The organism is Embleya sp. NPDC025285 (genome assembly GCF_055558835.1).
The window spans coordinates 49,010-73,261 of sequence record NZ_JBVHLU010000006.1 but is presented as its reverse complement, the minus strand read 5'-3'; the positions used below and the strand labels follow the sequence as shown (position 1 = coordinate 73,261).

At 71.6% G+C, this 24,252-nt stretch carries 20 protein-coding genes; 10 read left to right on the top strand and 10 right to left on the bottom strand.

Annotated elements, in window-relative coordinates; genetic code table 11:
- Positions 1–43: 43 nt before the first annotated feature.
- The 3 genes from ACZ4FV_RS06010 to ACZ4FV_RS06000 all read right to left on the bottom strand — a co-directional run bounded on the left by ACZ4FV_RS06010 (position 44) and on the right by ACZ4FV_RS06000 (position 1,655).
- Complete coding sequence (locus ACZ4FV_RS06010; protein ID WP_395868997.1) at positions 44–643, bottom strand: LURP-one-related family protein; 600 nt, start codon at positions 641–643, stop codon at positions 44–46.
- Positions 644–1,218: 575 nt separating this feature from the next.
- Positions 1,219–1,407 carry a hypothetical protein gene (locus ACZ4FV_RS06005; RefSeq protein ID WP_395868995.1) on the bottom strand — a complete coding sequence of 63 codons (189 nt, stop codon included), beginning with the start codon at positions 1,405–1,407 and terminating at the stop codon, positions 1,219–1,221.
- Positions 1,404–1,655 (bottom strand): hypothetical protein, encoded by a 252-nt coding sequence (locus ACZ4FV_RS06000; protein ID WP_465321958.1) that lies wholly within the window; start codon positions 1,653–1,655, stop codon positions 1,404–1,406. Before ACZ4FV_RS06000 ends, ACZ4FV_RS06005 begins: the two co-directional genes overlap by 4 nt.
- Positions 1,656–1,762: 107 nt before the next feature.
- Between ACZ4FV_RS06000 and ACZ4FV_RS05995 the strand changes: the two genes are divergently transcribed.
- On the top strand, positions 1,763–2,581 hold the full coding sequence (locus tag ACZ4FV_RS05995) for a helix-turn-helix domain-containing protein (RefSeq protein ID WP_395868991.1): 819 nt from the start codon (positions 1,763–1,765) through the stop codon (positions 2,579–2,581).
- Positions 2,578–2,775: a DUF397 domain-containing protein gene (locus ACZ4FV_RS05990; protein WP_395868989.1), complete on the top strand. Its 198-nt coding sequence runs from the start codon at positions 2,578–2,580 to the stop codon at positions 2,773–2,775. Before ACZ4FV_RS05995 ends, ACZ4FV_RS05990 begins: the two co-directional genes overlap by 4 nt.
- 70 nt (positions 2,776–2,845) lie before the next feature.
- On the opposite strand, the gene ACZ4FV_RS05985 is transcribed toward ACZ4FV_RS05990, so the two are convergent.
- Together ACZ4FV_RS05985 and ACZ4FV_RS05980 are read right to left on the bottom strand one after the other, a co-directional pair.
- Positions 2,846–3,538: a nucleotidyltransferase domain-containing protein gene (locus ACZ4FV_RS05985; protein ID WP_395868987.1), complete on the bottom strand. Its 693-nt coding sequence runs from the start codon at positions 3,536–3,538 to the stop codon at positions 2,846–2,848.
- A 104-nt stretch (positions 3,539–3,642) separates the two neighbouring features.
- Entirely contained in the window at positions 3,643–4,359 is a 717-nt protein-coding gene (locus ACZ4FV_RS05980; RefSeq protein WP_395868985.1) for a hypothetical protein, read from the bottom strand.
- A gap of 219 nt (positions 4,360–4,578) precedes the next feature.
- On the opposite strand from ACZ4FV_RS05980, the gene ACZ4FV_RS05975 reads away from it, so the two are divergent.
- The 8 genes from ACZ4FV_RS05975 (at position 4,579) to ACZ4FV_RS05940 (ending at position 16,772) form a co-directional block, all read left to right on the top strand.
- Positions 4,579–5,391 (top strand): hypothetical protein, encoded by an 813-nt coding sequence (locus ACZ4FV_RS05975; RefSeq protein ID WP_395868983.1) that lies wholly within the window; start codon positions 4,579–4,581, stop codon positions 5,389–5,391.
- A gap of 355 nt (positions 5,392–5,746) precedes the next feature.
- Positions 5,747–7,345, top strand: a complete 1,599-nt coding sequence (locus ACZ4FV_RS05970; protein ID WP_395868981.1) for an acyl-CoA carboxylase subunit beta — start codon at positions 5,747–5,749, stop codon at positions 7,343–7,345.
- Between the two features lie 183 nt (positions 7,346–7,528).
- Complete coding sequence (locus tag ACZ4FV_RS05965; protein ID WP_402239921.1) at positions 7,529–9,511, top strand: acetyl/propionyl/methylcrotonyl-CoA carboxylase subunit alpha; 1,983 nt, start codon at positions 7,529–7,531, stop codon at positions 9,509–9,511.
- Positions 9,508–11,295, top strand: a complete 1,788-nt coding sequence (locus ACZ4FV_RS05960; protein ID WP_465321955.1) for an acyclic terpene utilization AtuA family protein — start codon at positions 9,508–9,510, stop codon at positions 11,293–11,295. The genes ACZ4FV_RS05965 and ACZ4FV_RS05960 overlap by 4 nt, the downstream gene beginning before the upstream one ends.
- Positions 11,296–11,298: 3 nt before the next feature.
- The gene (locus tag ACZ4FV_RS05955; RefSeq protein WP_402239917.1) at positions 11,299–12,465 is read left to right on the top strand and encodes an acyl-CoA dehydrogenase family protein; all 1,167 of its coding nucleotides are present in this window, start codon (positions 11,299–11,301) and stop codon (positions 12,463–12,465) included.
- Between the two features lie 230 nt (positions 12,466–12,695).
- The gene (locus ACZ4FV_RS05950) at positions 12,696–13,973 is read left to right on the top strand and encodes an alpha/beta hydrolase (RefSeq protein WP_395868973.1); all 1,278 of its coding nucleotides are present in this window, start codon (positions 12,696–12,698) and stop codon (positions 13,971–13,973) included.
- 224 nt (positions 13,974–14,197) lie between these two features.
- Positions 14,198–15,760, top strand: a complete 1,563-nt coding sequence (locus ACZ4FV_RS05945) for an AMP-binding protein (RefSeq protein ID WP_402239913.1) — start codon at positions 14,198–14,200, stop codon at positions 15,758–15,760.
- A gap of 52 nt (positions 15,761–15,812) precedes the next feature.
- Positions 15,813–16,772: a DUF1152 domain-containing protein gene (locus ACZ4FV_RS05940; protein WP_402239910.1), complete on the top strand. Its 960-nt coding sequence runs from the start codon at positions 15,813–15,815 to the stop codon at positions 16,770–16,772.
- 80 nt (positions 16,773–16,852) lie between these two features.
- On the opposite strand, the gene ACZ4FV_RS05935 is transcribed toward ACZ4FV_RS05940, so the two are convergent.
- The 5 genes from ACZ4FV_RS05935 to ACZ4FV_RS05915 all read right to left on the bottom strand — a co-directional run bounded on the left by ACZ4FV_RS05935 (position 16,853) and on the right by ACZ4FV_RS05915 (position 23,968).
- Positions 16,853–17,881, bottom strand: a complete 1,029-nt coding sequence (locus ACZ4FV_RS05935; protein WP_465322019.1) for a DUF6745 domain-containing protein — start codon at positions 17,879–17,881, stop codon at positions 16,853–16,855.
- A 1,005-nt stretch (positions 17,882–18,886) separates the two neighbouring features.
- Positions 18,887–19,213, bottom strand: a complete 327-nt coding sequence (locus ACZ4FV_RS05930) for a hypothetical protein (RefSeq protein WP_395868965.1) — start codon at positions 19,211–19,213, stop codon at positions 18,887–18,889.
- A gap of 387 nt (positions 19,214–19,600) precedes the next feature.
- A complete protein-coding gene (locus ACZ4FV_RS05925) occupies positions 19,601–20,269 on the bottom strand; it encodes a response regulator (protein ID WP_395868963.1) in 669 nt (222 codons plus the stop codon).
- The gene (locus tag ACZ4FV_RS05920; RefSeq protein ID WP_395868961.1) at positions 20,266–21,561 is read right to left on the bottom strand and encodes a sensor histidine kinase; all 1,296 of its coding nucleotides are present in this window, start codon (positions 21,559–21,561) and stop codon (positions 20,266–20,268) included. The genes ACZ4FV_RS05925 and ACZ4FV_RS05920 overlap by 4 nt, the downstream gene beginning before the upstream one ends.
- Positions 21,562–21,799: 238 nt before the next feature.
- Entirely contained in the window at positions 21,800–23,968 is a 2,169-nt protein-coding gene (locus ACZ4FV_RS05915) for a putative bifunctional diguanylate cyclase/phosphodiesterase (protein WP_395868959.1), read from the bottom strand.
- Positions 23,969–24,252: the final 284 nt, after the last annotated feature.

Here is a 24,252-nt window from a genome sequence, read left to right as displayed (position 1 = left end):
GTCGGCGTGCGCGGGGAGGGGTGGCGGGTGCGCGCCGGGGTGGTCAGCGGTTCTGGATGGCGTCCATCGCGACCGCGACGCAGATCGCCAGGCGGCGGTCCATGGTCGAGTCCGGCAGCTTGACCAGGTACTGGTCGCGGAGCTTCATCTGGCGCTCGACGGTCAGGACGGCGTTGCCGGCCTCGTCGACGAAGTCGAAGTGGTAGGTCGGGGCGGGCAGCCACGCGCCGACCACGGGTATGAAGCCCCAGACGCGACGCAGGATCGCGCCGAAGAGGCTGCGCTCCTGGCCGACGGCCTTGGCGGCGTCCGGGCGTTCGAGGTTCCAGGTGGAGCGCAGGAGGGACTTCTTGAAGTCCTTGGAGAACATGCCGAGGTTGGTGCCCTCGACGCCGGTCACGTCGTGCTGGGCGCGCACGTCGAGCATCTGGCGTGCCTTGAAGCGGGCGAGTTCGGTGGTCTTGGTGTCATCCGTGTAGAGGATGACCTCTTCCTTGAGCTTGCCGCGCTTCTGCTGGGCGAACGCGATCACCGGTCCGTGTTGCCCGTCCGGACCGACCAGGTGAACCACGTACTGGTTCACGATCGGGCGGAAGTTCTGACGGATGATCAGCTGCGTTTCGTTCTGGAACGGCATGGTCATGACGTGCGGGATCCCCCAGGGATACGGAGCGTTGGAGACCCAGAGATTCGGGGCCTCGGGAGCGCACAACCTATCGGTGTTCCAACGACATCGGCAGCGCGATTTCCAGTGGAAACCTCTCGTTGCGCATTCGTGTTCAACGCGTTCGCCGAGGACGCCCCATTTCGTCGTTCGGACCTGCCGAACCGCACTTTGTGTAGTCGGGGTGCTACGCGAGCGGGGCTGCCGTGTGGGTGCTTTTTTGCGGCACGGTGAAAATGCTCATCGGTGGGGTGGTGCGTGCTCGACTTCGTGGATCCAACGAACCCAGAACACGCCGCCGTCGAGGGGCTGTACGCACACGGATCGCCCGGGTGGGAAATCGTCGAGCGCGATCACCGTGCCGGCGGGTTGTCCGAGGCGCTGGGTGGGATCGATGATCCGCACGTGATCGCCCAGCCGGATCGGGGGGCGAGGGTGTGGGCTCGGCGCGTCGTGGCGTTCGTCGCTCTTGACGATGCGGACGAGCTCCGCGCCCGGATCGGAACTCCCGGGCCCGGGCGCGGCGAAACGACGGCGGGGCGTGCCGCGCGGGTTCACGGCGCGATCCGGTGGCTTCGACGCGCCTCGTGCACCGGGACGGCGGCCGTTGCGTCGTTCCGCCCTCGAACGTCGGCGGATACACCCGGCAGCCGGACGGCCCGGCGCACGAGCACCGCCAGGTAGGCGGTTCGCTCCGCCGCGACGGTCGACTCGACTTCACGCGCTTCGTTGACGTCGTTCATCGGGTCTCGCCGGTGGCCTCTTCGTCCAGCACCACGAGGTTGGCGCAGTGGGTGCGGAACTCGGTCCCGCCCGGAAGACGCACAAACGCTTGCATGTGGATGACCGCCGCGAAGACGCCAATACGGCCCGAGAGTTCACAGCGGACGAAGCTTTTGTTGTTCGCCTTCCAGAAACGGGTCACGTCATCCCTGGTCCAGTCGCAGGGCTCGGTGGGATATGCCTCGGCGGTCTTCCTGTCGATGGGCATGGATGCATCTCCGTTCGTCGCTTTCCGTGTTCAAAGCGTGACGCATTCTCATAGGCTTCGACAGGAGGGCGCTGTGGCCCACGAGCTGGACAACAAGGGGACTTGGCATGGTTGAGCGCGACGTCGAAGACGACTATTCGGCCCGAGAGGTCCTGGCGAACCAGCTCAGCCGTCTGCGGGAAGCCAGCGGGAAATCACTCGCCCAGCTCGCCGAGGACACCCGATACGACCGCTCCTACCTGCATCGCCTTGAAACAGGCGAACGTCTATCCGAGCGTCCTGTCATGAAGGCATTGGACGACGTCTACGAGACCAGGGGCTTGTTGGTGTGGTTGTGGAAACGAGCGCGGAAGGAGGCGGCCCGAGAGCGCTACCACGAGTTCATGTACTGGGAAGCGCAGGCCACGATCATGCACAAGTACATGCTTGCGGTGCCGGGCCTGTTGCAGACGGAGGCGTATGCGAGAACTGTCCTGTCGTCGCAACCGATGACCAATAAGGACGAACTGGAGGCGCAAGTCGCCGAGCGTATTGCCCGACAGGATCTGCTGTACCGGGATCCGCCGCCGAGCCTGCGGGTCATCCTGGACGAGGCTGCGATCAGGCGCCCGCTCGCGGACTCGAAGCTCTGGCAGGCGCAACTCGCGCGGATCGTCGAGGCGGCGCAAACTCCGCACACCGTCATTCAGTTGCTTCCATTCGCAGCGGGATCACACGACCTGATGGGTGGTTCCCTTTCGCTGCTTTGGATGTCGGACGGGACCGGGGTTGCCTACCTGGAAGGAAGCAAGTCGGGTGAACTCATCGAGGATCCGGGCGAGGTTGGGCTGCACCGCTTGTCCTACGATCGAGTACGGGACTCGGCGCTCTCCCCGGACGAGTCCGTGAGCTTCATCAAGCGGGTCATGGAGGAAGAAGCATCATGAACGAGACCCCCATCGCGAAGGCTGCGGCGTGGCGTAAGAGCACCTACAGCAATGGGGGCGATGCCAACTGCGTGGAGGTGGCAGTCGGCGTTTCGGGTGTTGTCCCGGTTCGAGACAGCAAAGACGTGCGTGTCGGTCACCTCTTGGTGCCCTCTGCCTCGTGGGCGGCCCTGACGGCTGCGCTCACCCGCTGATCAGGGCATAGAGCCGCCCTGGCGACTTGGCGGCTCCGCTACGAGATGAAGGTCGGCTGACCCATCGGGTTCACCCCGTGAGTGCGGCCAGCCGGAGGTCGACCACGAGGGTGTTGATCGCTTCGCGGTCGGGGCGGTCGGGGAGGACCGAGTCGATGGCGTCGAGGGTGGCCTTCTCGCGTTCGAAGCGTTGCGTGAACGCCTCGGGGTTCTCGGCGGCGAGCCGACCCGCAGCGAAGAGGTCTTCGCGGTGGGCGCTGACGTCGAGCAGCAACTCGCCCGTGCGGAGCACGTGTTGGGCCTGGAGCAGGAGTCGTAGGCAGTGCCGGCCGTGTTTGGCGGTGCGCTTGGCCGTGTCGGAGGAGAAGCCATCCTTGCCCGCCTCGTGCCGACCCAGCAGCCGCTTGGCCTGTTGGATGGCGTAGCCGCCGTAGGCCGACCGCACGTATTCGGTGGACAGGAACGCGCCGCGCAGGGACCGGAGTCGGCGGCCCGCCTCGGTCTCGACCCGGTACTCGGGGAGCCAGAGCAGCTCGGTCACCGTCGGGTTGCACTTGAGCGCCAGCCCGCAGTACTTGCCCAGTTCGTGCATCGTCACGTCGGGCTTCGTGGTCACCTTGGAGCCGCTCGTCACCGTGGCGCCGTTCAGCCCGAGGACCTCGCGCGAGTCGGCGATGTACACGCCGAGCAGGTCCTCGTCCGACTCCGCCGTGGCCAGCCCATAGGCGGTCGAGCCGACCACTCCCATCAGCAGTGTGCGCATCTCGCCGATCCTCGCTCCCATGATCCTGCGGCCGAGCCCGAAGTATCCGACATCCCGCGCACGATGCGAATCCCGTTTTCCCGCCCGCGCACCCATCGACGCCGTCAGGACCGCCGGGACAACGCGTGGCCCAGGGCGACGACCCAGACCAGCAGCAGCGGCAGGGACAGCAGGGCCAACTGCGCGAACGCGGTGTTCAGGAGCAGGTAGCCGAGGCCGGAGCCGACGATCGTGGCGGCGAGGGCATGGCCGGTGAGCGATTCCCAGCGGCGCAGCGGCACGACCCGGCGCGCGGCGACACCCACGCCCAACGCCAGCGCGGCGAGGGCGAACATCTTGACCCCGTCGATGCGCTGGACCAGCTCGAACAGCCCGCCCGCGAGTCCGGGATCGGCTGCGTCGGCCCGGCCGATGGCGACCAGTTCGAGCACCAGTTGCACGGCGGCGAGCACGGCCGAGGTCAGGCCCGCCCAACCCGCGAAGCGGGTGGCCCGGTCCCGGCCGCCGGCCGCCCGGCGCAGCAGCGCGACACCGAGTACGGCCAGCGCGCCGGCCGCGAGCCCGTGTACGAGGACGGATTGCGCGACGGCCCGGCTCGCGTCGTCGACGTACGCGGAGGTGATCTGGGCGGCCGAGTCGCCCAGCTCCGGCGTGGTGCCGGCCGCGACGGTGAGGCCGGCGACCCAGGCGGCGGCGTGGGTGACACCGGCGACGAGCGGTTGCCGGTTCCGTGCGCCGGGTGCGTGCGGCAGCGGCGTGGCCTGCTCGCCCGAGGCGGGCGTCGCGGTCATCGTGTCCGTCGTGTTCATGGTGATGGTCATGAGGTCGTCTCCCGAGATTCGATCGGCTAACGGCGTTAGCCGCTTGGGTTCATCATCCGGCTAACGATGTTAGCCGTCAAGCCATCCCGGTCACTTCGCTTCATCTCCGCTTGCCTGAATACCCCCGGGGGGTATAGCTTTCGGTTGTGGCCGCGACCGAGGCCACCGAACGGCCGGACCGGCCCGCTCGACCACACCACTCGATTCCGGGAGCCCGTCATGACCGTCCACGCCCACCACGCCGCAGCCCCCGCCACGCCCGAGGGCCTCCAGGTCTCCCGCGACGGCTACACGCTGGTCCCGGTCGCGGCGCCCGCCGGCACCTTCGCGTTCCGGATCGACGGCCCCGACGGAGCTCCGGTGCGCGAGTACCTACCGCAACACGACAAGGACCTGCACCTGATCGTGGTCCGCCGCGACCTGAGCGGCTTCCGGCACGTTCACCCGGTGCTGGGCGAGGACGGCGTCTGGACCCAGGAACTCACCCTCGACCGGGCCGGCACCTACCGCGTCTTCACCGATTTCGCCCCGGCCGCCACCGGCACCCCGCTCACCCTCGGCGTGGACATCCACGTCGCCGGCGACTTCCGGCCGGTGCCGCTGCCCGCGCCCGCGCCGACCGCCGAGGTGGACGGGTACACGGTGACCCTGGCCGGTGAGCCGGCCGCCGGGCAGGGCGCGCACATCACCCTCGCGGTGGCCCGGGACGGCCGCCCCGTCACCGACCTGGAGCCGTACCTCGCCGCGTTCGGGCACCTCGTGGTGCTGCGCGAGGGCGATCTGGCCTACCTGCACGTACACCCGGGCGGCGCACCGGGCGACGGGATCACCCCGGCAGGCCCGGAGATCGCCTTCCACACCGAGCTGCCCAGCGTCGGCACCTACCGGTTCTTCCTCGACTTCCAGCACGGCGGCGTGGTGCGGACCGCGGAATTCACCGTCGAGGCCGCGAGGCCGACCGCCGCGCCGACCGGCGAGCCCGCCGACGCGCACGCGGGCCACCACGGTCACCACGGCCACCACCACGGCTGACCCGGACCGCCGGACCGACCCGACCCCGACACCGACGCGATCCCGCCATCCCGGGCCCGCGTCGGTGTCGTGTTTTCCCGGGCAGGGGGTACCGGAGCGGTGATCCGCCACCCATCCCGCCGCCCCGGAGGACCCACATGGCCGACGCCCGACCGCGACCAGCCCCCGCCGTCACCCCATCGGCCCACTCCGCCCGCGCCGCCACTCCACACCCACCCGGAGCCCTTCCGCGCCGTCGATCGCCGTACCGCGCCGACCCTTCCGTAGCCAAGTGACCGGCCGTTAACATCCGGAAGCTGCCTTCGACATGCGTCGATATGCGTCGACGTGCTTCGTCAGGCGAGGAGGCGACGTCGTGCCCGTACTTCGTTCCCGGCTCGATCCCCGGTCGGACACCTACCGGGACAACCGCACGGCGCAGCTCGCCGCCCTCGCGGCGCTGCACGAACAGCTCGACCTGGCCCGCGCCGGCGGCGGCGAGCGCTACGTCGAACGGCACCTGGCGCGCGGGCGGCTGACCGCACGTCAGCGGATCGAGCTGCTGCTCGACCAGGACGCGCCCTTCCTGGAACTGTCCTCACTCGCCGCGTGGGGTACCGAGTTCACCGTCGGCGCGGGTCTGGTCACCGGCATCGGCCCGGTCTCCGGCGTGGAGTGCGTGCTGATCGCCAACGACCCGACGGTGCGCGGCGGTTCGCTCAACCCATACGCCCTGCGCAAGAACCTGCGTGCGCTGGAGATCGCCCGCCGCAACCGGCTGCCGGTGATCAGCCTGGTCGAGTCCGGCGGGGCCGATCTGCCCACCCAAGCCGAGTTGTTCGTCCCCGGTGGGCGGGTCTTCCACGACCTGACCGAGCTGTCCGCGCTGGGCATTCCCACCATCGCGCTGGTGTTCGGCAACTCGACGGCGGGCGGCGCGTACATCCCGGGGCTGTGCGATCACTCGGTGCTCGTGGCCGGGCAGGCCAAGGTGTTCCTGGGCGGTCCGCCGCTGGTGCGGATGGCCACCGGCGAGGAGGCCGACGACGAGGAGTTGGGCGGCGCCGCGATGCACGCGCGCGTGTCCGGGCTCGCCGATCACTACGCCGTCGACGAGTACGACTGCCTGCGGATCGGGCGGCGGATCGTGGCCGACCTGAACTGGCGCAAACGCGGACCCGGACCGACGAAGCCGGCGGACGAGCCGCTGTACGACATCGACGAGGTGCTCGGCCTGGTCTCGGCGGATCTGCGAGTCCCTTTCGATCCAAGGGAGTTGCTGGCCCGGGTCGTGGACGGCTCGCGGTTCGGCGAGTACAAGCCCGGCTACGGGACCAGCCTGGTCACCGGATGGGCGTCCGTGCACGGCTTCCCGGTCGGCGTACTGGCCAACGCGCGCGGCGTGTTGTTCGGCGAAGAGTCGAAGAAGGCCGCCGAGTTCATCCAGTTGGCGAACCGCTCGGACACCCCACTGCTGTTCCTCCAGAACACCACCGGCTACATGGTGGGCACCGCGTACGAGCAGGGCGGCATCGTCAAGGACGGCGCCAAGATGATCAACGCGGTGACCAACTCGACCGTGCCGCATCTGACCCTGAACATCGGCGCGTCCTTCGGCGCGGGCAACTACGGCATGTCCGGCCGCGCCTTCGACCCGCGGCTGCTGTTCGCGTGGCCGACCGCGAAGCTCGCGGTGATGGGCGCCGCGCAACTGGCCGGCGTGTTGTCCATCGTCGGCCGACAGGCCGCCGCCGCGCGCGGGATGCCCTTCGACGAGGACGTGGACGAACTGCGGCGCGGCGCGATCGAGGCGCAGATCGAGCGTGAGTCGCACGCCTTCTTCGTCACCGCGCGGCTCTACGACGACGGCGTGATCGACCCGCGCGACACCCGCACCGTGCTCGGCATCGCACTGTCGGCGGCCCACTCGGCACCGATCGCGGGCACCACGGGATACGGGGTCTTCCGGATGTGACCCGCCTCGCAACCGCCGCCGGCGGCAACACCGCGAGCGCCGCCCACACCCCAAGCACTCGACGCCAGGCACCCGAAACCGAAACCGACCCCACCCGGCACCGACCCGAACCGCACCGATTTGCAACCGGAATCAACCGGGAAACCCGCACCGACCCGGAAACCCGCACCCCGAGGGGATCGTATGCCGCTCATCCGCAGGCTGTTGATCGCCAACCGCGGCGAGATCGCGGTTCGCATCGCCCGCACCGCGCACACGATGGGCATCGACACCGTGGCCGTGTACGCCGACCCCGATGTCGACTCGCCGCACGTGGCGGCGGCCGACCAGGCCGTCCGGCTGCCGGGTGACGCGGCCGCGGACACCTATCTGCGCGGCGACCTGCTGGTCGAGGCGGCCCGCACCACCGGCGCCGACGCGATCCACCCGGGCTACGGGTTCCTGTCCGAGAACGCCGACTTCGCCCGGCAGGTCGAGGCCGCCGGGCTCGTGTTCGTCGGACCCGCCCCGGACACCATCGCCGCGATGGGCGACAAGCTCGCCGCGAAAAAACTGCTGGGCGCCGCCGGTGTGCCGGTCCTCCCGGGTGGCATCGTCCGCGACGACGCGAAGGCCGAAGCGCTCGACGCGCTCGCGGCCCGGATCGGCTTCCCGCTCCTGGTCAAGGCCGCCTTCGGCGGCGGCGGTCGAGGCATGCGCGCGGTGCGCGAACAGGCGGACCTCGCCCGGGCGGTGGCCGCCGCCCGGCGCGAGGCGGGCACCGCGTTCGGCGACGACACCGTCTTCCTGGAGCGCCTGGTCGAGCGACCGCGGCACGTCGAGGTACAGATCTTCGGGGACAGCCACGGAAACGTGCTCGCGCTCTTCGAACGGGACTGCTCGGTCCAGCGCCGGCACCAGAAACTGATCGAGGAGAGCCCCTCGCCCGCCGTCGACCGGGCGCTGCGCGAGCGGCTGTGCGCGGCGGCCGTCGCCGCGGGTCGGGCGATCGGCTATGTCGGCGCGGGAACCGTCGAGTTCGTGCTCGACCCCGCCGGCGCCTTCCACCTCCTGGAGGTCAACACCCGACTCCAGGTCGAGCATCCGGTCACCGAACTGACCACCGGACTCGACCTGGTCCGGCTGCAACTCCTTGTCGCCCAGGGCCACGCCCTGCCCGACGCACCGGTCGCCGTCGGCCACGCGATCGAGGCCCGGCTGTACGCGGAGGACCCGGTACGCGACTACGCCCCCTCGGTCGGCATACTGCACCGCTTCGAAATCCCCGAGACGGACGGCATCCGGGTGGACGCCGGCGTGGTCACCGGCAGCCGGGTCGGTCCGCACTACGACGCGCTGCTGGCCAAGGTGATCGCGTACGCGCCGACCCGCGACGAGGCCTGCCGCAAGCTCGCCCACGCGCTTGCCCGGGCCCGGCTGCACGGCGTACGCACCAACCGGGACCTGCTCGTGGGCATCCTGCGCTCGCCGGAGTTCGCCGCCGGTGACGCGGACACCGGCTTCCTGACCCGGCATTCGGCCGCCGACCTGTGCGCCGCCGACCCGGCGGTGTCCGCGATCCACGCCGCCGCCGCGGCACTTGCCGGGCAGGCCGAGCGGCGCGCGGCGGCCCGCGTACTGACGGGCATCCCCAGCGGCTGGCGCAACGTCCGCAGCGCCGACCAGCAGGTGACCTACTCGCACGACACGGACGGCCCTACGACCGTCACCTACCGCCTCCCGGACCATCTCGCCATCGACGGAAAGCCCCTGCCCGGACTGGTCGTTCACGCCGCGCACGCGGATCGGGTGGACCTGGGCGCGGACGGCGTGCGGCGCACGATCGCGGTGCACCGGGTCGGCGACACGATCTACCTGGACAGCCCGCTCGGCGCGAGCGAGTTGATCGAACTGCCCCGCCTGCCCGAACCCGCCGAGTCCGAGGCCGAACCCGCCGGCTCGCTGCTGGCCGTGATGCCCGGCACCGTGGTGCGGGTCGCGGTCGCCGAGGGCGAGCACGTGGTGGCCGGACAACTCGTGCTGGCGGTGGAGGCGATGAAGATGGAGCACGAGGTGACCGCGCCACACGGGGGCGTGGTGACCCACCTGCCGGTCGGCCCCGGAGAACCGGTGGACGCCGGCGCGGTGTTGGCCGTGGTGACCGCCCCGGTGGAGGCGGCCGGATGAGCGGGACGCGACGACGAGAGGACCCTGCGGGTGACGAGCGTGCCGCCCGCCGCCCGGTGCGGATCGCGAACTGCTCCGGTTTCTACGGCGATCGGCTCGCCGCCGCCCGCGAGATGGTCGAGGACGGCCCGATCGACGTGCTCACCGGCGACTATCTCGCCGAGCTGACCATGTCCATCCTGTGGAAGGCCCGGGCCAAGGATCCCGCCGCCAGCTACGCGCGCACCTTCGTGACCCAGCTGGAACAGGTCATGGGCACCTGCCTGGACCGGGGCATCCGGATCGTTTCGAACGCCGGCGGCCTCAACCCGGCCGGCCTCGCCGAGCGGCTGCGGGCGAGCGCGGAACGCCTGGGCCTGGCCCCACGGATCGCCTACGTCACCGGCGACGACGTGCTGGACCGGATCGACGCCGGCCCGCGCGCGGTGACCGCCAACGCCTACCTCGGCGGCTGGGGCATCGCCGAAGCGCTCGCCGAGGGCGCGGACATCGTGATCTGTCCGCGGGTGACCGACGCGTCGCTGGTGGTCGGCCCGGCCGCGTGGTGGCACGGCTGGCGGCGCACGGACCACGATCGGCTCGCCGGCGCGATCGTCGCCGGCCATGTGATCGAGTGCGGTCCGCAGGCCACGGGTGGCAACTACCCCTTCCTCGGTGACCTGCCGCGCCTGCAACGCCCCGGCCGCACCGCCGACTTCGCGCTGGACACCCGTCGCCCCGGCTTCCCGATCGCCGAGGTCGCCGCGGACGGATCCTCGGTGATCACCAAGCACCGCGGCACCGGCGGCCTGGTCTCGATCGGCACGGTCACCGCGCAACTCCTGTACGAGATCGCCGGACCCGCCTACGCCAACCCGGACGCCGTGGCCCGCTTCGACACCATCACGCTGGGCCGAGCCGGCGCGGACCGGGTCCGGATCCGCGGCGTACGCGGCCTGCCGCCGCCGCCCACCCTCAAGGTCGCCGTCAACGAGCTCGGCGGCTACCGCAACACCATGACCATGGTGCTGACCGGCCTGGACATCGAGGCCAAGGCCGCGCACGCCGAACGCATGTTGTTCGACACGCTCGGCGGCCGGGATCGATTCGCCGAGGTAGACGTGCGGCTGATCCGCTACGACCGACCCGACGCACCGACCAACGAGCAGGCCACCGCGCATCTGCGGGTCACCGTCAAGGACCCCGACCCCACCAAGGTCGGCCGGGCCTTCTCCGGCGCGGTCGTCGAACTCGCGCTGGCCGGCTACCCGGGCTTCCACACCACCACGCCACCCACCGCCGAGACCGCGTACGGCGTCTTCCGCGCCGCGTGGATCCCGGCGACCGAGGTCGAGCACACCGTGGTGCTGCCCGACGGCACAGCCAAGGTGATCGCCCCGCCCGAACACACCGCACCGCTGCCCGATCCCATGCCCGCCCCCGAACCCGCGGCCCGCGACGGGGGACCGACCCGCCGGGTCCCGCTCGGACTGGTCTGTGGCGCGCGTTCCGGCGACAAGGGCGGCGACGCCAACCTCGGCCTGTGGGCCCGCGACGACGTGGGATTCCGCTGGCTGCGCGGACACCTGACGGTGGATCGACTGCGCGAACTGCTCCCCGAGGCTGCCGAATTGCCGATCCGGCGGTACGTGCTGGAGAACCTGCGCGCGGTCAACTTCGTGATCGCCGGCCTGCTCGGCGAGGGCGTCGCGGCCTCCACCCGCCCGGACCCGCAGGCCAAGGGCCTGGCCGAGTACATCCGGTCCCGGCACACCGACATTCCCACGACGCTGCTGGACGGGTGAGCCATGCGATTCGACGAGAGCGACGAACACCGGGCCCTGCGCGCGGCGGTGGGGGCGATCACCGACGGATTCGGCCCCGGCTACTTCGCCGAGCACAGCCGCGACCGCCGGCCCACCACCGAACTGTGGCGGGCCCTCGGCGAACACGGCTACATCGGCGTCAACATCCCGCAGGAGTATGGCGGCGGGGGCGGCGGCCTGGTCGAGCTGGCGATCGTATGCGAGGAGGTCGCCGCACACGGCTGCCCCCTGCTGCTGCTCCTGGTCTCCGGCGCGATCGCGGGCGAGGTGCTCACCCGGTTCGGCACCGCCGAGCAGAAGGGCACCTGGCTGCCCCTCCTGGCGTCGGGCAGGGGCAAGATCGTGTTCGCGATCACCGAGCCCGACGCGGGCTCCAACACCCACCGCCTGGCCACCACCGCGACCCGGGACGGCGAGGGCTGGTTGTTGCGCGGCACCAAGCAGTTCATCTCCGGCGTCGACGAGGCCGACGCGATCCTGGTGGTCGCCCGAACCGGCACCGACCCCGGCTCCGGGCGCGGCCGGCTCTCGCTGTTCCTGGTGGACGCGAACCACCCGCGCCTGACCGCGAACCCGCTGGCGATCGAAGGCGCGGCGCCGGAGCGGCAGTTCACGCTGTTCTTCGACGACGTACCGGTGTCCGCCGACCGCCTGATCGGTACCGAGGGCGACGGGCTGCGCCAGGTGTTCCACGGCCTGAACCCGGAGCGGGTGACCGGCGCGGCACTGGGCGTGGGCATCGCCCGCCACGCGCTCGCCCGAGCCGCCGAGTACGCCCGTACCCGCGAGGTGTGGGGCGCCCCCATCGGCACCCACCAGGCCATCGCGCACCCGCTCGCCGAGGCCGCGATCGAGGTCGAGCTGGCCGCGCTGATGACGGCCCGGGCGGCCTGGCTGCACGACGCGGGCGAGCACATGGTCAAGGCCGCGGGAGAGGCCGCGAACATGGCCAAGTACGCCGCCGCCGAGGCCGCCGTGCACGCGGTCGACGCCGCCATCCAGACCCACGGCGGCAACGGCATGAGCCGCGACTACGGACTGGTCCCGCTGTGGGGTATCGCCCGCACGCTGCGGATCGCCCCGGTCAGCCGGGAGATGATCCTCAATCATGTGGCGCAGCACACACTCGGATTGCCGCGTTCGTACTGACCACGCTCGACCATGGCCCGACCACGTCCGGGGCGCGCCCGGAGGGCGGAGGAGCCGGCGGGCTCGCGTGCGACTTGTGAATGACGCGGCCATGGACTCTGGATCGACGCGCGCACGCGCCGCCGGGCACAGGATGGACGGGCAGGCTGCTCCGCTCCCGGCGCGACTGTGTGGGGTGCGGGCCGGGATCGGAGCTATCGGTCGGGCCCGGCGAAGAAGGCAGTGGGAGCGTGGATCAAGAGTTGGCGGGACGCCCCTTCTGGGACGTGGACATCACGAGCATCTGGTTCGTCATAGGCATGGCGGTCGTCACCGCCGGCACCGCGTTCGCCACCGTCTGGTTCTGGAACCGCCCCACCCTCCAGCGCACCCGCCGCATCTGCACCCTGCTGTTCACCCAGCTCATGGTGACCTTCACCATCCTGGCCGCGGTCAACGCGCAGATGTACTTCTACTCGACCCTGTCCGACCTGATGCACATCGCCGACGGACCGTCCGTGCCGGACGTGCCGGTGGCCACCGTGAAGGTCAAGCACCTCGACCCCAAGCCGGCCGTCCCGTTCTCCGACGACGGCGGCAAGGGCCTGCCGTTCATGGTCACCAAGCCCCCGCTGACCGACCAGCCCAGGGCCCCGCACCCCCGGCGCAAGGGCGCCGACCCCAAGCACGGCGTGCTGGTCAACACGAGCATCCAGGGCCCACGTACCGGCTACCGGCTGGACACCTTCGTCTACCTGCCCGCCGCCTACTTCGCGCCGGAGAACACCCGCGCCCGCTTTCCGGTGATCCAGCTCACCTCCGGCTTCCCCGGCACGCCCGACACCTGGCTGCGCCGGATGAAGGTGCACCAAATGCTCGCCGGCCTGATGGAATCGGGCCGGATGCCGCCGACCATCGTGGTGATCGCGGCCCAGAACCCGATCGCGGGCCGGGACAGCGAATGCGTGGACGCCCCGGGCGGCTCCCGCGCGGACACCTACCTCGGCCAGGACGTGCCGGACGCCATCACGGCCAACTTCCGGACCGCGCCCGCGCCGGCGCACTGGGGTCTGCTCGGCTACTCCACCGGCGGTTTCTGCTCCGCGAACCTGATCCTGCGCCACCCCGACCGCTACGCGGCGGCGGCCAGCCTCTCCGGCTACTTCAAGGCGATCACCGACATGACCACCGGCGACCTGTATCGCGGCGACGAAGGGCTGCGCCGGGCCAACAGCCCGCTGTACACCATCGAGGACGCGCGCAGGCCGCCGGTGCGGATGTACCTGTTCGCGGCCAAGGGTGAGGGCAAAACGGCCCGGGAAGCACGCGACTTCGCTCGCAGGTTCCGGCCGACGGACACCGTGAAGGTGCGGATCGAGCCGTCCGGCGGGCACAACTTCGGCACCTGGGCCAAGGGTCTGCCGGCCGCGTTCGAGTGGCTGGGGCGCGAACTGGCGCCGCCGGCGGGGGATCGGCCCGGCGGCGAGGTACGCGGACCGGCCTTCGCGGGTGGGCGACCGCTGCACTGAGCGGGCTTCGAGAGCGCTCGGAGCCGCCCCCGGGAGGGCCCGGGGACCCGCTTGACGCGCACGGACCGGGCACGTGCGTCGCGGACCCGCTCGGCGCGGACGCGGGCGGTGTCTTCAATACGGCTGGGTACGGTGCGAGACTTCTGCGGCGCCATCCGAACGGAAGCTCAGGAGCCCGCGCCCCGCTCGGGAGCGGGACCGTCGCACCGAGACGAGGATCGCCCATGCATCCCGGTGTCATCGCCGCCGCGCACCCCGACCGCCCCGCCGTGATCATGGCCGACACCGGCCGTGTCGTCACCTACGCCGAACTGGACGCGGAATCCAACCGCTTCGCACACCTGCTGTACGACGCCGGGCTGCGTCCCGGCGACCACATCGCCATCGCGCTGGAGAACCACCCGCTCTACCTCGCGCTCACCTGGGCCGCGCAGCGCTCCGGGTTGATCTACACGCCGATCGGCGTTCGGCTGCACCCGGACGAGCTGGTGTACGTGGTGGACAACTGCGGGGCCCGGGTGTTCGTCTCCTCGGCCGCGCAGGCCGAACTCGCGAGTGCCGTCCTCGGGCGCGCGCCCCGGGTGGAGCGGCTGCTGATGCTGGACGGCGCGGCGCCGGGTTTCGAGCCGTACGAAGTCGCGGTCCGACCGTACCCGAGCACGCCGATCGCGACCGAGGTCGAGGGCGCGGACATGTTGTACTCCTCCGGCACCACCGGTCGCCCCAAGGGCGTGTTGCCCACCCGCGAGGACCACCCGGCGGGCACCGGACCGGCCCTGACGCTGTTTCACCTGATCGGCGCGCTGTACGGGATGAACACCTCGGGCGAGGGCGGCGACGTCTACCTGTGTCCCGCGCCGCTCTACCACGCGGCCCCGTTGCGCTATTGCATGCAGTTTCTGCGGGGCGGGCACACCGTGGTGGTCCTGGAGCGCTTCGACCCCGAGGCCGCGCTCGCCGCGATCGAGCGGTACCGGGTGACGCACAGCCAGTGGGTGCCGACCATGTTCGTCCGGATGCTCAAACTGCCGGTCGAGGTGCGCGAGCGGTACGACCTGTCGTCGCTGCGCTACGCGGTGCACGCGGCGGCGCCGTGTCCGCCCGAGGTCAAGGAACGCATGATGGCCTGGTGGGGGCCGGTGGTGTACGAGTACTACGCCGGTACCGAGGGCAACGGCTACGTCGGCTGCACCCCGGAGGAATGGCTCGCGCACCCGGGCACGGTGGGGCGGGCGATCCTGGGCACCCCGCACATCTGCGACGAGGAGGGCCGCGAACTGCCGGTAGGCGAGCACGGCATCGTCTATTTCGCCGACGGGCCGCGGTTCTCGTACCACCGCGACCCGGCCAAGACCGAGGCCGGCCGCGATCCCGGCGGCCGGGGCTGGACCACGCTGGGCGACATCGGCCGGCTGGACGCGGACGGCTACCTGTATCTGACGGATCGTCAAGCACACATGATCATCAGTGGTGGGGTGAACGTGTACCCGCAGGAGGTGGAGAACCTGCTCGCACTGCATCCCGCGATCGCCGACGTCGCGGTGTTCGGCATTCCGCACGAGGACCTGGGCGAGCAGGTCAAGGCGGTTGTGCAACCGGCCGAAAGCGCGTTGGTGGGACCTGAGTTGGCCGACGAGCTGATCGCCTACTGCCGCGCACGGCTGGCCCACCACAAGTGTCCTCGGTCGGTGGACTTCCGCGCCGAACTGCCTCGGCACGCGACCGGGAAGCTGTACAAGCGCCTGCTGGTCGAGGAGTACCGCGCGGCCGCGGTGGGTTCGTCCTGAGCACGGCCAATTGCCTTGACGCGCGGCATGATCACCTTGGTACGGTCCGCGCGTGTTCACCCTCACCGAACCCCCGATCTTCGGCCGTCTCCGGGACGCCCGCTCCGTGTTGATCGCCGGTGCGGGCGGCGGCTTCGACGTGTTCGCCGGCCTGCCGCTCGGTCTGGCGCTGACCGAGCAGGGCAAACGGGTGCACTACGCGAACCTGTCGTTCGTGACGGTGGATCGACTCCCCTCCCGCGACCGGCTGTTGCCGGGACTGGCGGCGGTACGGCCGGACACGCCGGGCAACGACGACTACTTCCCGGAGCGGGCACTGGCGATGTGGCTTGCGCGCAACGGACTTCCGGAGACGGTGTACGCGTTCGGGAAGACCGGGGTCGAGCCGTTGCGGGCCGCCTACCGCCGGTTGGTCAAGGACCTGGACGTGGACGCGATCGTGCTCGTGGACGGCGGTACCGACATCCTGATGCGCGGCGACGAGGCGTCGTTGGGCACTCCGGAGGAGGACATGACCAGCCTCGCCGCGGTGGCCGGCGTACGGGTGCCGACCCGGCTGGTCGTCTCGCTCGGCTTCGGCATCGACTCCTACCACGGCATCTGCCACGCCCAGGTGTTGGAGAACCTGGCCGCGCTCACCCGCTCGGGGCACTACCTCGGCGCGCTGTCGATCCCGCGCGAATCGCGTGAGGGGGCGCTGTATCTGGACGCGGTGGCATACGCGAATCGGCTCACCCCGCGGCGATCGAGCATCGTGCACGGATCGGTCGGCGCGGCGTTGCAGGGGCGGTTCGGCGACGCGCATTTCACCGAACGCACTGGCAACAGCGAGCTGTTCATCAATCCGTTGATGAGTGTGTACTTCACTGTCGACCTGGCCGGGCTGGCCGAACGCTCGTTGTACCTGTCGCTGTTGGAGGGCAGCGTGACGATCTGGGACGTCGCGCGCCGGATCGACGAGTTCCGCGACGGGTTGGCGACCACTCGGCCGAGGCAGACGATCCCGCACTGACGTGCGGGGGCGCCGGCCCGGGACGGTGTTCGGGACGCGAGGCGGTCGTGCCGCGGCATGGCGGGGCCGGTGACCGGGCGTCAGGTTTCGCGCAGTGGGCGGTAGTCCTGCGGGCTCAGGCCGAACGTCCAGGCCACGCCCTCGCGGGCGGTCTCGGTGTCCGGCGGTACGCGCAGCCAATAGGTGCGGGTGGTGCCGTCCGGTTCGGGGGTGGAGTTGAGCACCTCGACCATCACGATCGGCTCGTCGTCGTCGAGTTCGATCTCCCACAACACGCCGGTCTCGTCCCGGTCCAGCGGTTGCGCGCCGACCTCGCGCAGGTAGCGGTCGTAGCCGTAGATCTCCAGCATCACCCGGCGCAGCTCGGCGTTGTCCTCGTTGTGGATCGCGCGTACGGTCAGCCGGCTGCCGCCGGGGCCGAGCCCGCCGACGAAGTCGGCCGGGACGGGCATCCCGCGCCACGCGTGCAGCGCGAAGCCGTCGGCGTAGCTCAGTGCGGGGCCGTCGCCGTTGTGCAGCCGCGACTGGTCGTCGCGGTGCATCGTGGTGGGCCGCTCGCTGACGAGCACGACCCGCTCGTACGGCCACCACCAGCCGATGTGCCGGGCCACCTCGCCGAGTTCGGCCAGGAGCGGGAACTCGAACTCGGGGAAGCGCTCCTTGAGTCCGTCGAAGACCGCGAGCCAGGCCGCGTCGTGCTGACCGCCCAGGGCACTGTGCGTGGTCGCGCGGACCTTGTCCGCGACGTCCCAGCGGCCTCGCGAGGCGGGGGTGCGCACGGACGGGTCCCACGCGCCGACGCCGGAGTGCACGGCCTCACGGATCCGTTCGGTGAGCTGCCGGGTGGGCTCCCACAGCCGATCGGCGCCCTCGGCCCAGGCGAGATCCCAGCCGGTTGCGCCGAGCGCCGCGGTGGCCTCGGCCTTGGCGGCCGTCCAGGGGCCGCTCCAGAGCCGTTCCTGCACGGGGCGGCCCGGACGGCCGGGCACCTTCACCGACAGCCGGGTGGCGGCGAGGTCGGCGGGCTTGCAACTGCCGGCCGCCACGGCGGCGGCCACCGCCGCCGCGAGGGGCGAGTCGTACCAGACCACCCGCTCCGGCTCGGGCATGCCGGCAGCCCGGTACACGGCCTTGATGGCCGCCTCGGCGGCGGGTCGGTCGGCGGGACCGGTGGCGGCGGCCACGTGCGCCCAGTCGGTGACGGCCTCCGCCAACGCGAGCCGATCCGCGAGGTCGAGCACGGCGAAGTGGCGGGGGACGGTCGCGTGGTGGGCGGTCGCGGTCGGCCCCGGTCGGCGGGTGGCGGCGGGCCGCGGGGTCTCGGGCCCGGTCGGCCCGGGCTCGTCGGCCGTGTGGGTCGGGGCGTGATGCGGGGCGCGCCTGGCGCGGAGGGCGGCCCGTGCCGCCTGGTCGGCTTCGGAGATCGCCGCTGGGGCGGGAGCCTGGGCGTCGGCTGCCGCAGGAGCCGGGGGAGCGGCCGGCGTCGCCCCTTCGGCCGCCCGGGCCGCCCGTGCTACGCGGTCACGGTGCGCGGCCCAGGACGCGGCGGCCGGGTTGGCGGGCGGAGCGGGTGGAGCCGGCGGGGGCGGGACGACCGCCTTGCGCGGCAGCGCGATCCCGGGCAACTTGCGGGGCGGCGTGGCCATCGTGTCTCCCGTGACTTGCGGTTGCGTCTTGGTCGGCTTGGGACGATCGCGCCCACCGGCTCCGCCCGAAGCATCCGAAGGCGGAGCCTACGGTTCTACCGGCAACGCCGTGCCCGCCTCCACCCGGCCGGCTCGATGGCAGTCGGGGAGCGGCTCCCGGCGTTCGGCGGTGATCCACCGGAACACTTCGGCGGGTGCGTTTCGGCGCGCGGTGGGTGTGGCGACCGGTCGTCGTGCCCTGCGCGCCACGCCGGGCGTGCCGCGGTGTCTCCGCTCCGCGGCTCGGAGTTCGGCGCCGAGCCGCGTCCGGCAGGTCTCTCGCATCGCCCACCGCGCCGGCACCGGCGGAGGTTCGGTGCGGGCCGCCGAAAGCCCCGGGCGGGCCCTACACCCGGCTTCAACCCTCGACAGGGCCCCGCGGATGCGATGCCGCGCGTCGCGGCGCTCGGCGAAGCGTCGAATTCGACGCTAGTCCGCCACCATCCGGACCGCGCCCGGGATGTACTCGCGCTGGCGGACCACGCGATACCAACCCATCGGGAGGTCGATCGTGGCGTGCTCCTCGTGCACGATGCGGGTGGCCTCGTCGAGGCGGAGGTGCCCGATCAGCATCGGCTCCGGGGCCAGGTAGAGCGTGCCGCTGCCCACGACGGCGTGTGCGTGCCCGGTGGCCTCGCCGAGCGCGAGCACCAACCGCCCACGCGCGTCACGGGGTTTGGTCGGCAGCGCCTTCACCCCGTTCGGCACGGTCTGCTCATGGATCGGCTGCAACAGGATGTCGCCCTGACGAAACACGGCGAACCTCCATCGTGATAGTCGAATCAGGGTCGGCTCAACCCCACCGCCCCACACGCTAACCACCCCGACCGACACCCGCGCCCCACCCGTGCGCCGGACCCCGCGTGCGCCGAAGAGCGACAGCCGACTCGGCCATCCGCCGGCGATGTCCCCCAAGCACCGACCGGCCCGTACATCCTCGTCGGCGGCACAGCCCCGAGCGCCCGCCGGCGCCGCCCGGCCACGCGCGCTCGGCCGGGCCCGACCGGCCCCACGTGCCCACCGGCGACACCCACCCCGCAGCCCCGAAGGCCCAGTGCGACACCGGCTCCGCCCCGAACCACCCGATCCCGCCCCGCGCGTCCCACGCACCGACCGCACCGCACCGCCCCGCGCGCTCGCCGCTCAATAGCCCGTCGGGCGGATCAGGCCGGATTCGTAGGCGTAGACCGCTGCCTGGGTTCGGTCGCGGAGGCCCAGTTTGATCAGGATTCGGCCGACGTGGGTCTTCACGGTTTGTTCGGCCACCACCAACGCGGCGGCGATCTCCGCGTTGGACAGGCCCTGGGCGATCAGGGACAGGACTTCGGTCTCCCGCTCGGTGAGGTCGCCGAGGCGCTCCTTGAGCGGGGTCCGGGGAGCGCCGCCGAGCCGGGAGAACTCGGTGATCAGGCGCTTGGTGATGTTCGGCGCCAGGAGCGCGTCGCCGGCGGCCACCACCCGTACCGCGTGCGCGAGTTCCTCTGCGGAGGCGTCCTTGAGCAGGAAGCCGGAGGCACCCGCGCGCAGCGCCTCGTACACGTACTCGTCCAGGTCGAACGTGGTCAGCACGAGGACCTTGGCCGAGCCGTCGCCGGCACCGGTGATCCGCCGGGTGGCCTCGATGCCGCCCAGCCGAGGCATCCGGATGTCCATCAGCACCACGTCGGGGGAGAGTTCGGCCACCCGCCCGACCGCGTCGAGGCCGTCCACGGCCTGCCCGACCACCTCGATGTCGGGCTCCGCGTTCAGCAGCACGGTGAAGCCCTGTCTGACCATCATCTGGTCGTCGGCGATCAACACCCGGATGGTCACGAACGGTCCTCCAACGGAAGCCTTGCCACTACCTCGTAACCGCCGCCGGGAATGGGCCCGTCGGCGAACTCCCCGCCCAGCATCGCGACCCGCTCGCGCATCCCGAGCAACCCGTGCCCGCCGGTCGACGCGGCCGGTTGCCCGGGCGGCTCCGACGCCTCGGCCGCGGTGTTGGCGATCCGGATGGCCAACCCGGTCGCCTGGTAGCCCAGTTCCACCCGGATCGCCGCGCCGGGCGCGTGCCGCAGCACATTGCTGAGCGCCTCCTGCACGATCCGGAACCCGGACAGCTCCACCCCCGGCGGCAGCGCCCGCCGCTCGCCGGTGATCCGGGTGTCGACCCGCAGACCCGCGCCGCGCACGTTGTCGACCAACTCGTCCAGCCGGTCCAACGTGGGCTGCGGGGCGTGCCGCATGGCGTCGGACAACTCGTCCTCCGAGCGCAGCACACCCAGCACCCGGCGCAGTTCGGTGAGCGCGTCGACCGCGTTCGCGCGGATGCCGACCAGGTTCTCCTTGAGCGCGTCGGAGGGGTTCTCCACCAGGTGCGGGGCGACCTGCGCCTGGATGGAGATCACCGACATGTGGTGCGCGACCACGTCGTGCAACTCGCGGGCGATCCTGGTGCGTTCCTCCAGGAGGGTGCGCCGAGCCCGCTCCTCGGCGGTCAGTTCCGCCTGGACCACCAACTCGGTCCGGGCCACCCGACGCCCGCGCAGCGCGGCGCCGATCACCGCCGCGGCCGTCATCATCAGCGCGGCCTGCATCAGGTCGGACCGGGACCCGGGGAGGGGGTCCGCCATGCAGCCCAGTCCGGCCAGCACACTGATCAGCAGCGCCTCGGCCGCGATGCGCGGGCGCGAGCGCAGGGCCACCAGGAACAGCACGCCCGCGTGCACCGCGATCCCGGCTCCGGTCCACGGATAGAGCTGCGGGCCGGCCGGATCCGCCAACAGGGCGGTCAGCACCATCGCCGCGGTCGCCACCCACCAGGCCGGCACCGGCCGGAACATCGCGGCCACCACCGCCGCCGGCCCGATCCCGCCGAGCAGCAGGCCGACATCGTTGCCCAGGCCGTACTGCCACGCGCTCTGGTTGACGTTGATCGCCCCGACGGGGATCACCAGGACCACCAACAGCACCGCGGAAGCCGGTTGCCAGTCCCGCCAGCCACGCGGCAGCGGATCGGGTTTCGGGTTCCACAGGTCGTGCCGCAGCACGCGCGCCACCGCGGTCGCCGCCGTCCCGATCCGCCCGATCCTCCCCTTTCGCACAGGATCAACCCTAGGCATGCCCCACCTCCGCCCTCCGGGCGGGCTCCGAGCACGCCCCGGAGGCGACGCTAGGCGCCCTCCGCACCCGCGGGCGTCCCGCCCAGGGGCCCACCCGCGGGGTAGCTCGGAAGTACGACGGGTATCGGGGCGCGCCCGCCCGCGTGGCCGACCCGCGCCGCCCGGCCCTCGGCCGAACCGCGCACCCCGACCCGCGCAGCCCGGCCCGCACCGGCCCGCGCGCCCCGACCCCGCACCCTCAGCTCCGCTCCTTGACCCCCGCCAGCATGCCCTCGATGCGATCGGGCGGCCCCGGCCGGGAGAAGTACCAGCCCTGCCCCGCGTCGCAGCCGATCGCCCGCAGCCGCTCCGCCTGGACCGCCGTCTCGATGCCCTCGGCCGTCACCGTGAGGCCGATCGCGTGCGCCAGTTCGACCAGGGAGGCCACGATCCGGCCGTCCACCGGATCGGAGTCGCCGGGTTGGCGCAGGCCCTCGACGAAGGAGCCGGCGATCTTCAGCTCGCACACCGGCAGTCGGCGCAGATAGGCCAGGTTCGAGTAGCCGGTGCCGAAGTCGTCGATCGCGATCCGGATGCCCATCGCGGCCAGTTCGCGCAGCCGCTCCAGCGGACCACCGTCGGTGGACATGATCTGACTCTCGGTCAGCTCGAATTGCAGCCGACCCGGATCCAGGCCGGTCTCGGCCAGCACCCGCTCCACCTGACGGACCAGGCCCGGTTCGCGGCACTGGCGTTCGGCCAGGTTGACGCTGATGAACGGCGCGCCGTCCGGCTCCAGGTCCTGCCAGCGGCGCGCCTCGCGGCAAGCCTGCTCCAGCACGTGCATGCCCAGCGGCACGATCAGCCCGGTTTCCTCGGCCAGCCCGATGAATCGATCCGGACCGACCAGGCCGTTGCGCGGATGGCGCCAGCGCACCAGCGCCTCGACGCCGAGCACCCCGCCGTCGGCGAGCGAGACGAGCGGTTGGTAGTCGACGTAGAACTCGCCGTGGTGCAGCGCGGCGGGCATCTCCGCGGACAGCGTGTAGCGGGCCACCTCGCGGTCGTTGCGATCGGTGTCGAAAACCGTCCAGCGCCCCCGCCCGTCGGACTTGGCCCAGTACAGCGTTATGTCGGCAGCGCGCAGCGTGTCCGCCGGGCTGGTGCCGGCCACCGGCCGCTCGACGATGCCGATGCTCGCGGTGACCGTCAGGTCGTGGCCGCGGATCCGGAACGGCTCGCGCAACGCCGCGAACACGCCGTCGGCCAGCGCCACCACCTGCCCGGTCCCGGTGGAGTGTTCGACCAGGATGACGAACTCGTCGCCGCCCATCCGGGCCATCAGATGCCCGGCCTGGCCCGCGTACCGGCTCAGCCGCCGGGCCACCGCGACCAGGAGCTGGTCGCCCACGTCGTGCCCGAGGCTGTCGTTGACCACCTTGAACCCGTCCAGGTCCAGGTAGCACAGGCCGACCCGGTCCCCGGGGCCCGGGTGTTCGAACGCCGCGGTCAGCCGCTCGACGAACAACGCGCGGTTGGGCAGCCCGGTGAGCTGGTCGTGCATCGCCTGGTGGCGCAGCCTGGTGTGCAGGCGATGCCGGTCGGTGACGTCCTCCAGCATGCAGACCTGGTACTCCGGGTTGCCCTTGGAGTCGCGGACCAGGGACAGCGACAGATGCGTCCACAACGTCTCGCCGTCGGCCTTCTCGAACTGCTTCTCCAGGGCGAAGTGGTCGCGTTCGCCGCTGATCAACTCGTCGTAGAGCTTCCACATGTGGTCGGTGTCGCCGTCGTGCATGAAGTCGCGGACCTGCCGCTTGCACATCTCCTCGACGCTGGCCGCGAACATCGTGGTCATCGCCTGGTTGACGTCGATCACGTTGCCGTCGACGTCGCCGATCCCGATGCCGAGCGCGGCCTGATCGAAAACCGCCCGAAAGCGCGCTTCACTCGTGTGCAGTGCGTGCTCGGCACTGTCACGAGCGACCAGGACGGCGGCGTGGATGGCCTCCTGCTCGTCCAGGGTCCGTCTGCGCAGCGCCTCCGCGTAGCCCGCCGCGAGGGCGCCCATCAGCGCGGCGATCCGCTCCAGGTACGCCTCGGGGTCCTGGCCGCGGGCGACCGCGTCGCGGCGCAGGATGGGCCACCACGGGCCGACCAGGCCCAGCGTGCGCTCCAGCGTGCCGCTGCCGGTGAAGTGTTCGCCGACCAGGGACGCGCCCACGTCGCGCGCGGCGGCCGGGTCGAACGGCTCGGTGCGCAGCGCCTGCGCCATGCGCAGCGCCTGCCCGCGCAGGTATTGCTCGATCTCGGCACCGCTCAACGGGACGAAGCTGGTGCCCTCGATGGTGCGGGCCCAGTCGCGGGCGAACCGGCTCAGCGACGCCTCGGCCCCGTCGGCCCGCGCGTCGTCCGTTCCGCCGTTCACCCTGCGCTCCCCACGGTGGTCCGGGCGCACGCGCCGGCCCCCCGGCACGCCTGGACCCACGCTGTGCCCGGCGCCCACGATGGTCGATCCACCGCCCCACCTTTCCTCCTCGGGGGCGATCCGCCACCGCGCAATGTCGGTGCGGTCGCCGCTCGGACGAGCCGGCCGCAATCCCCGGCGGCCGTGTGAACGAGCCATATCACCCGTTATCACCCGTTCGGACGAGCCGGTTGGTACGTCCGGTGCGCCCCGACGATCGCGTGATCATCGTTGACGGTATCCGC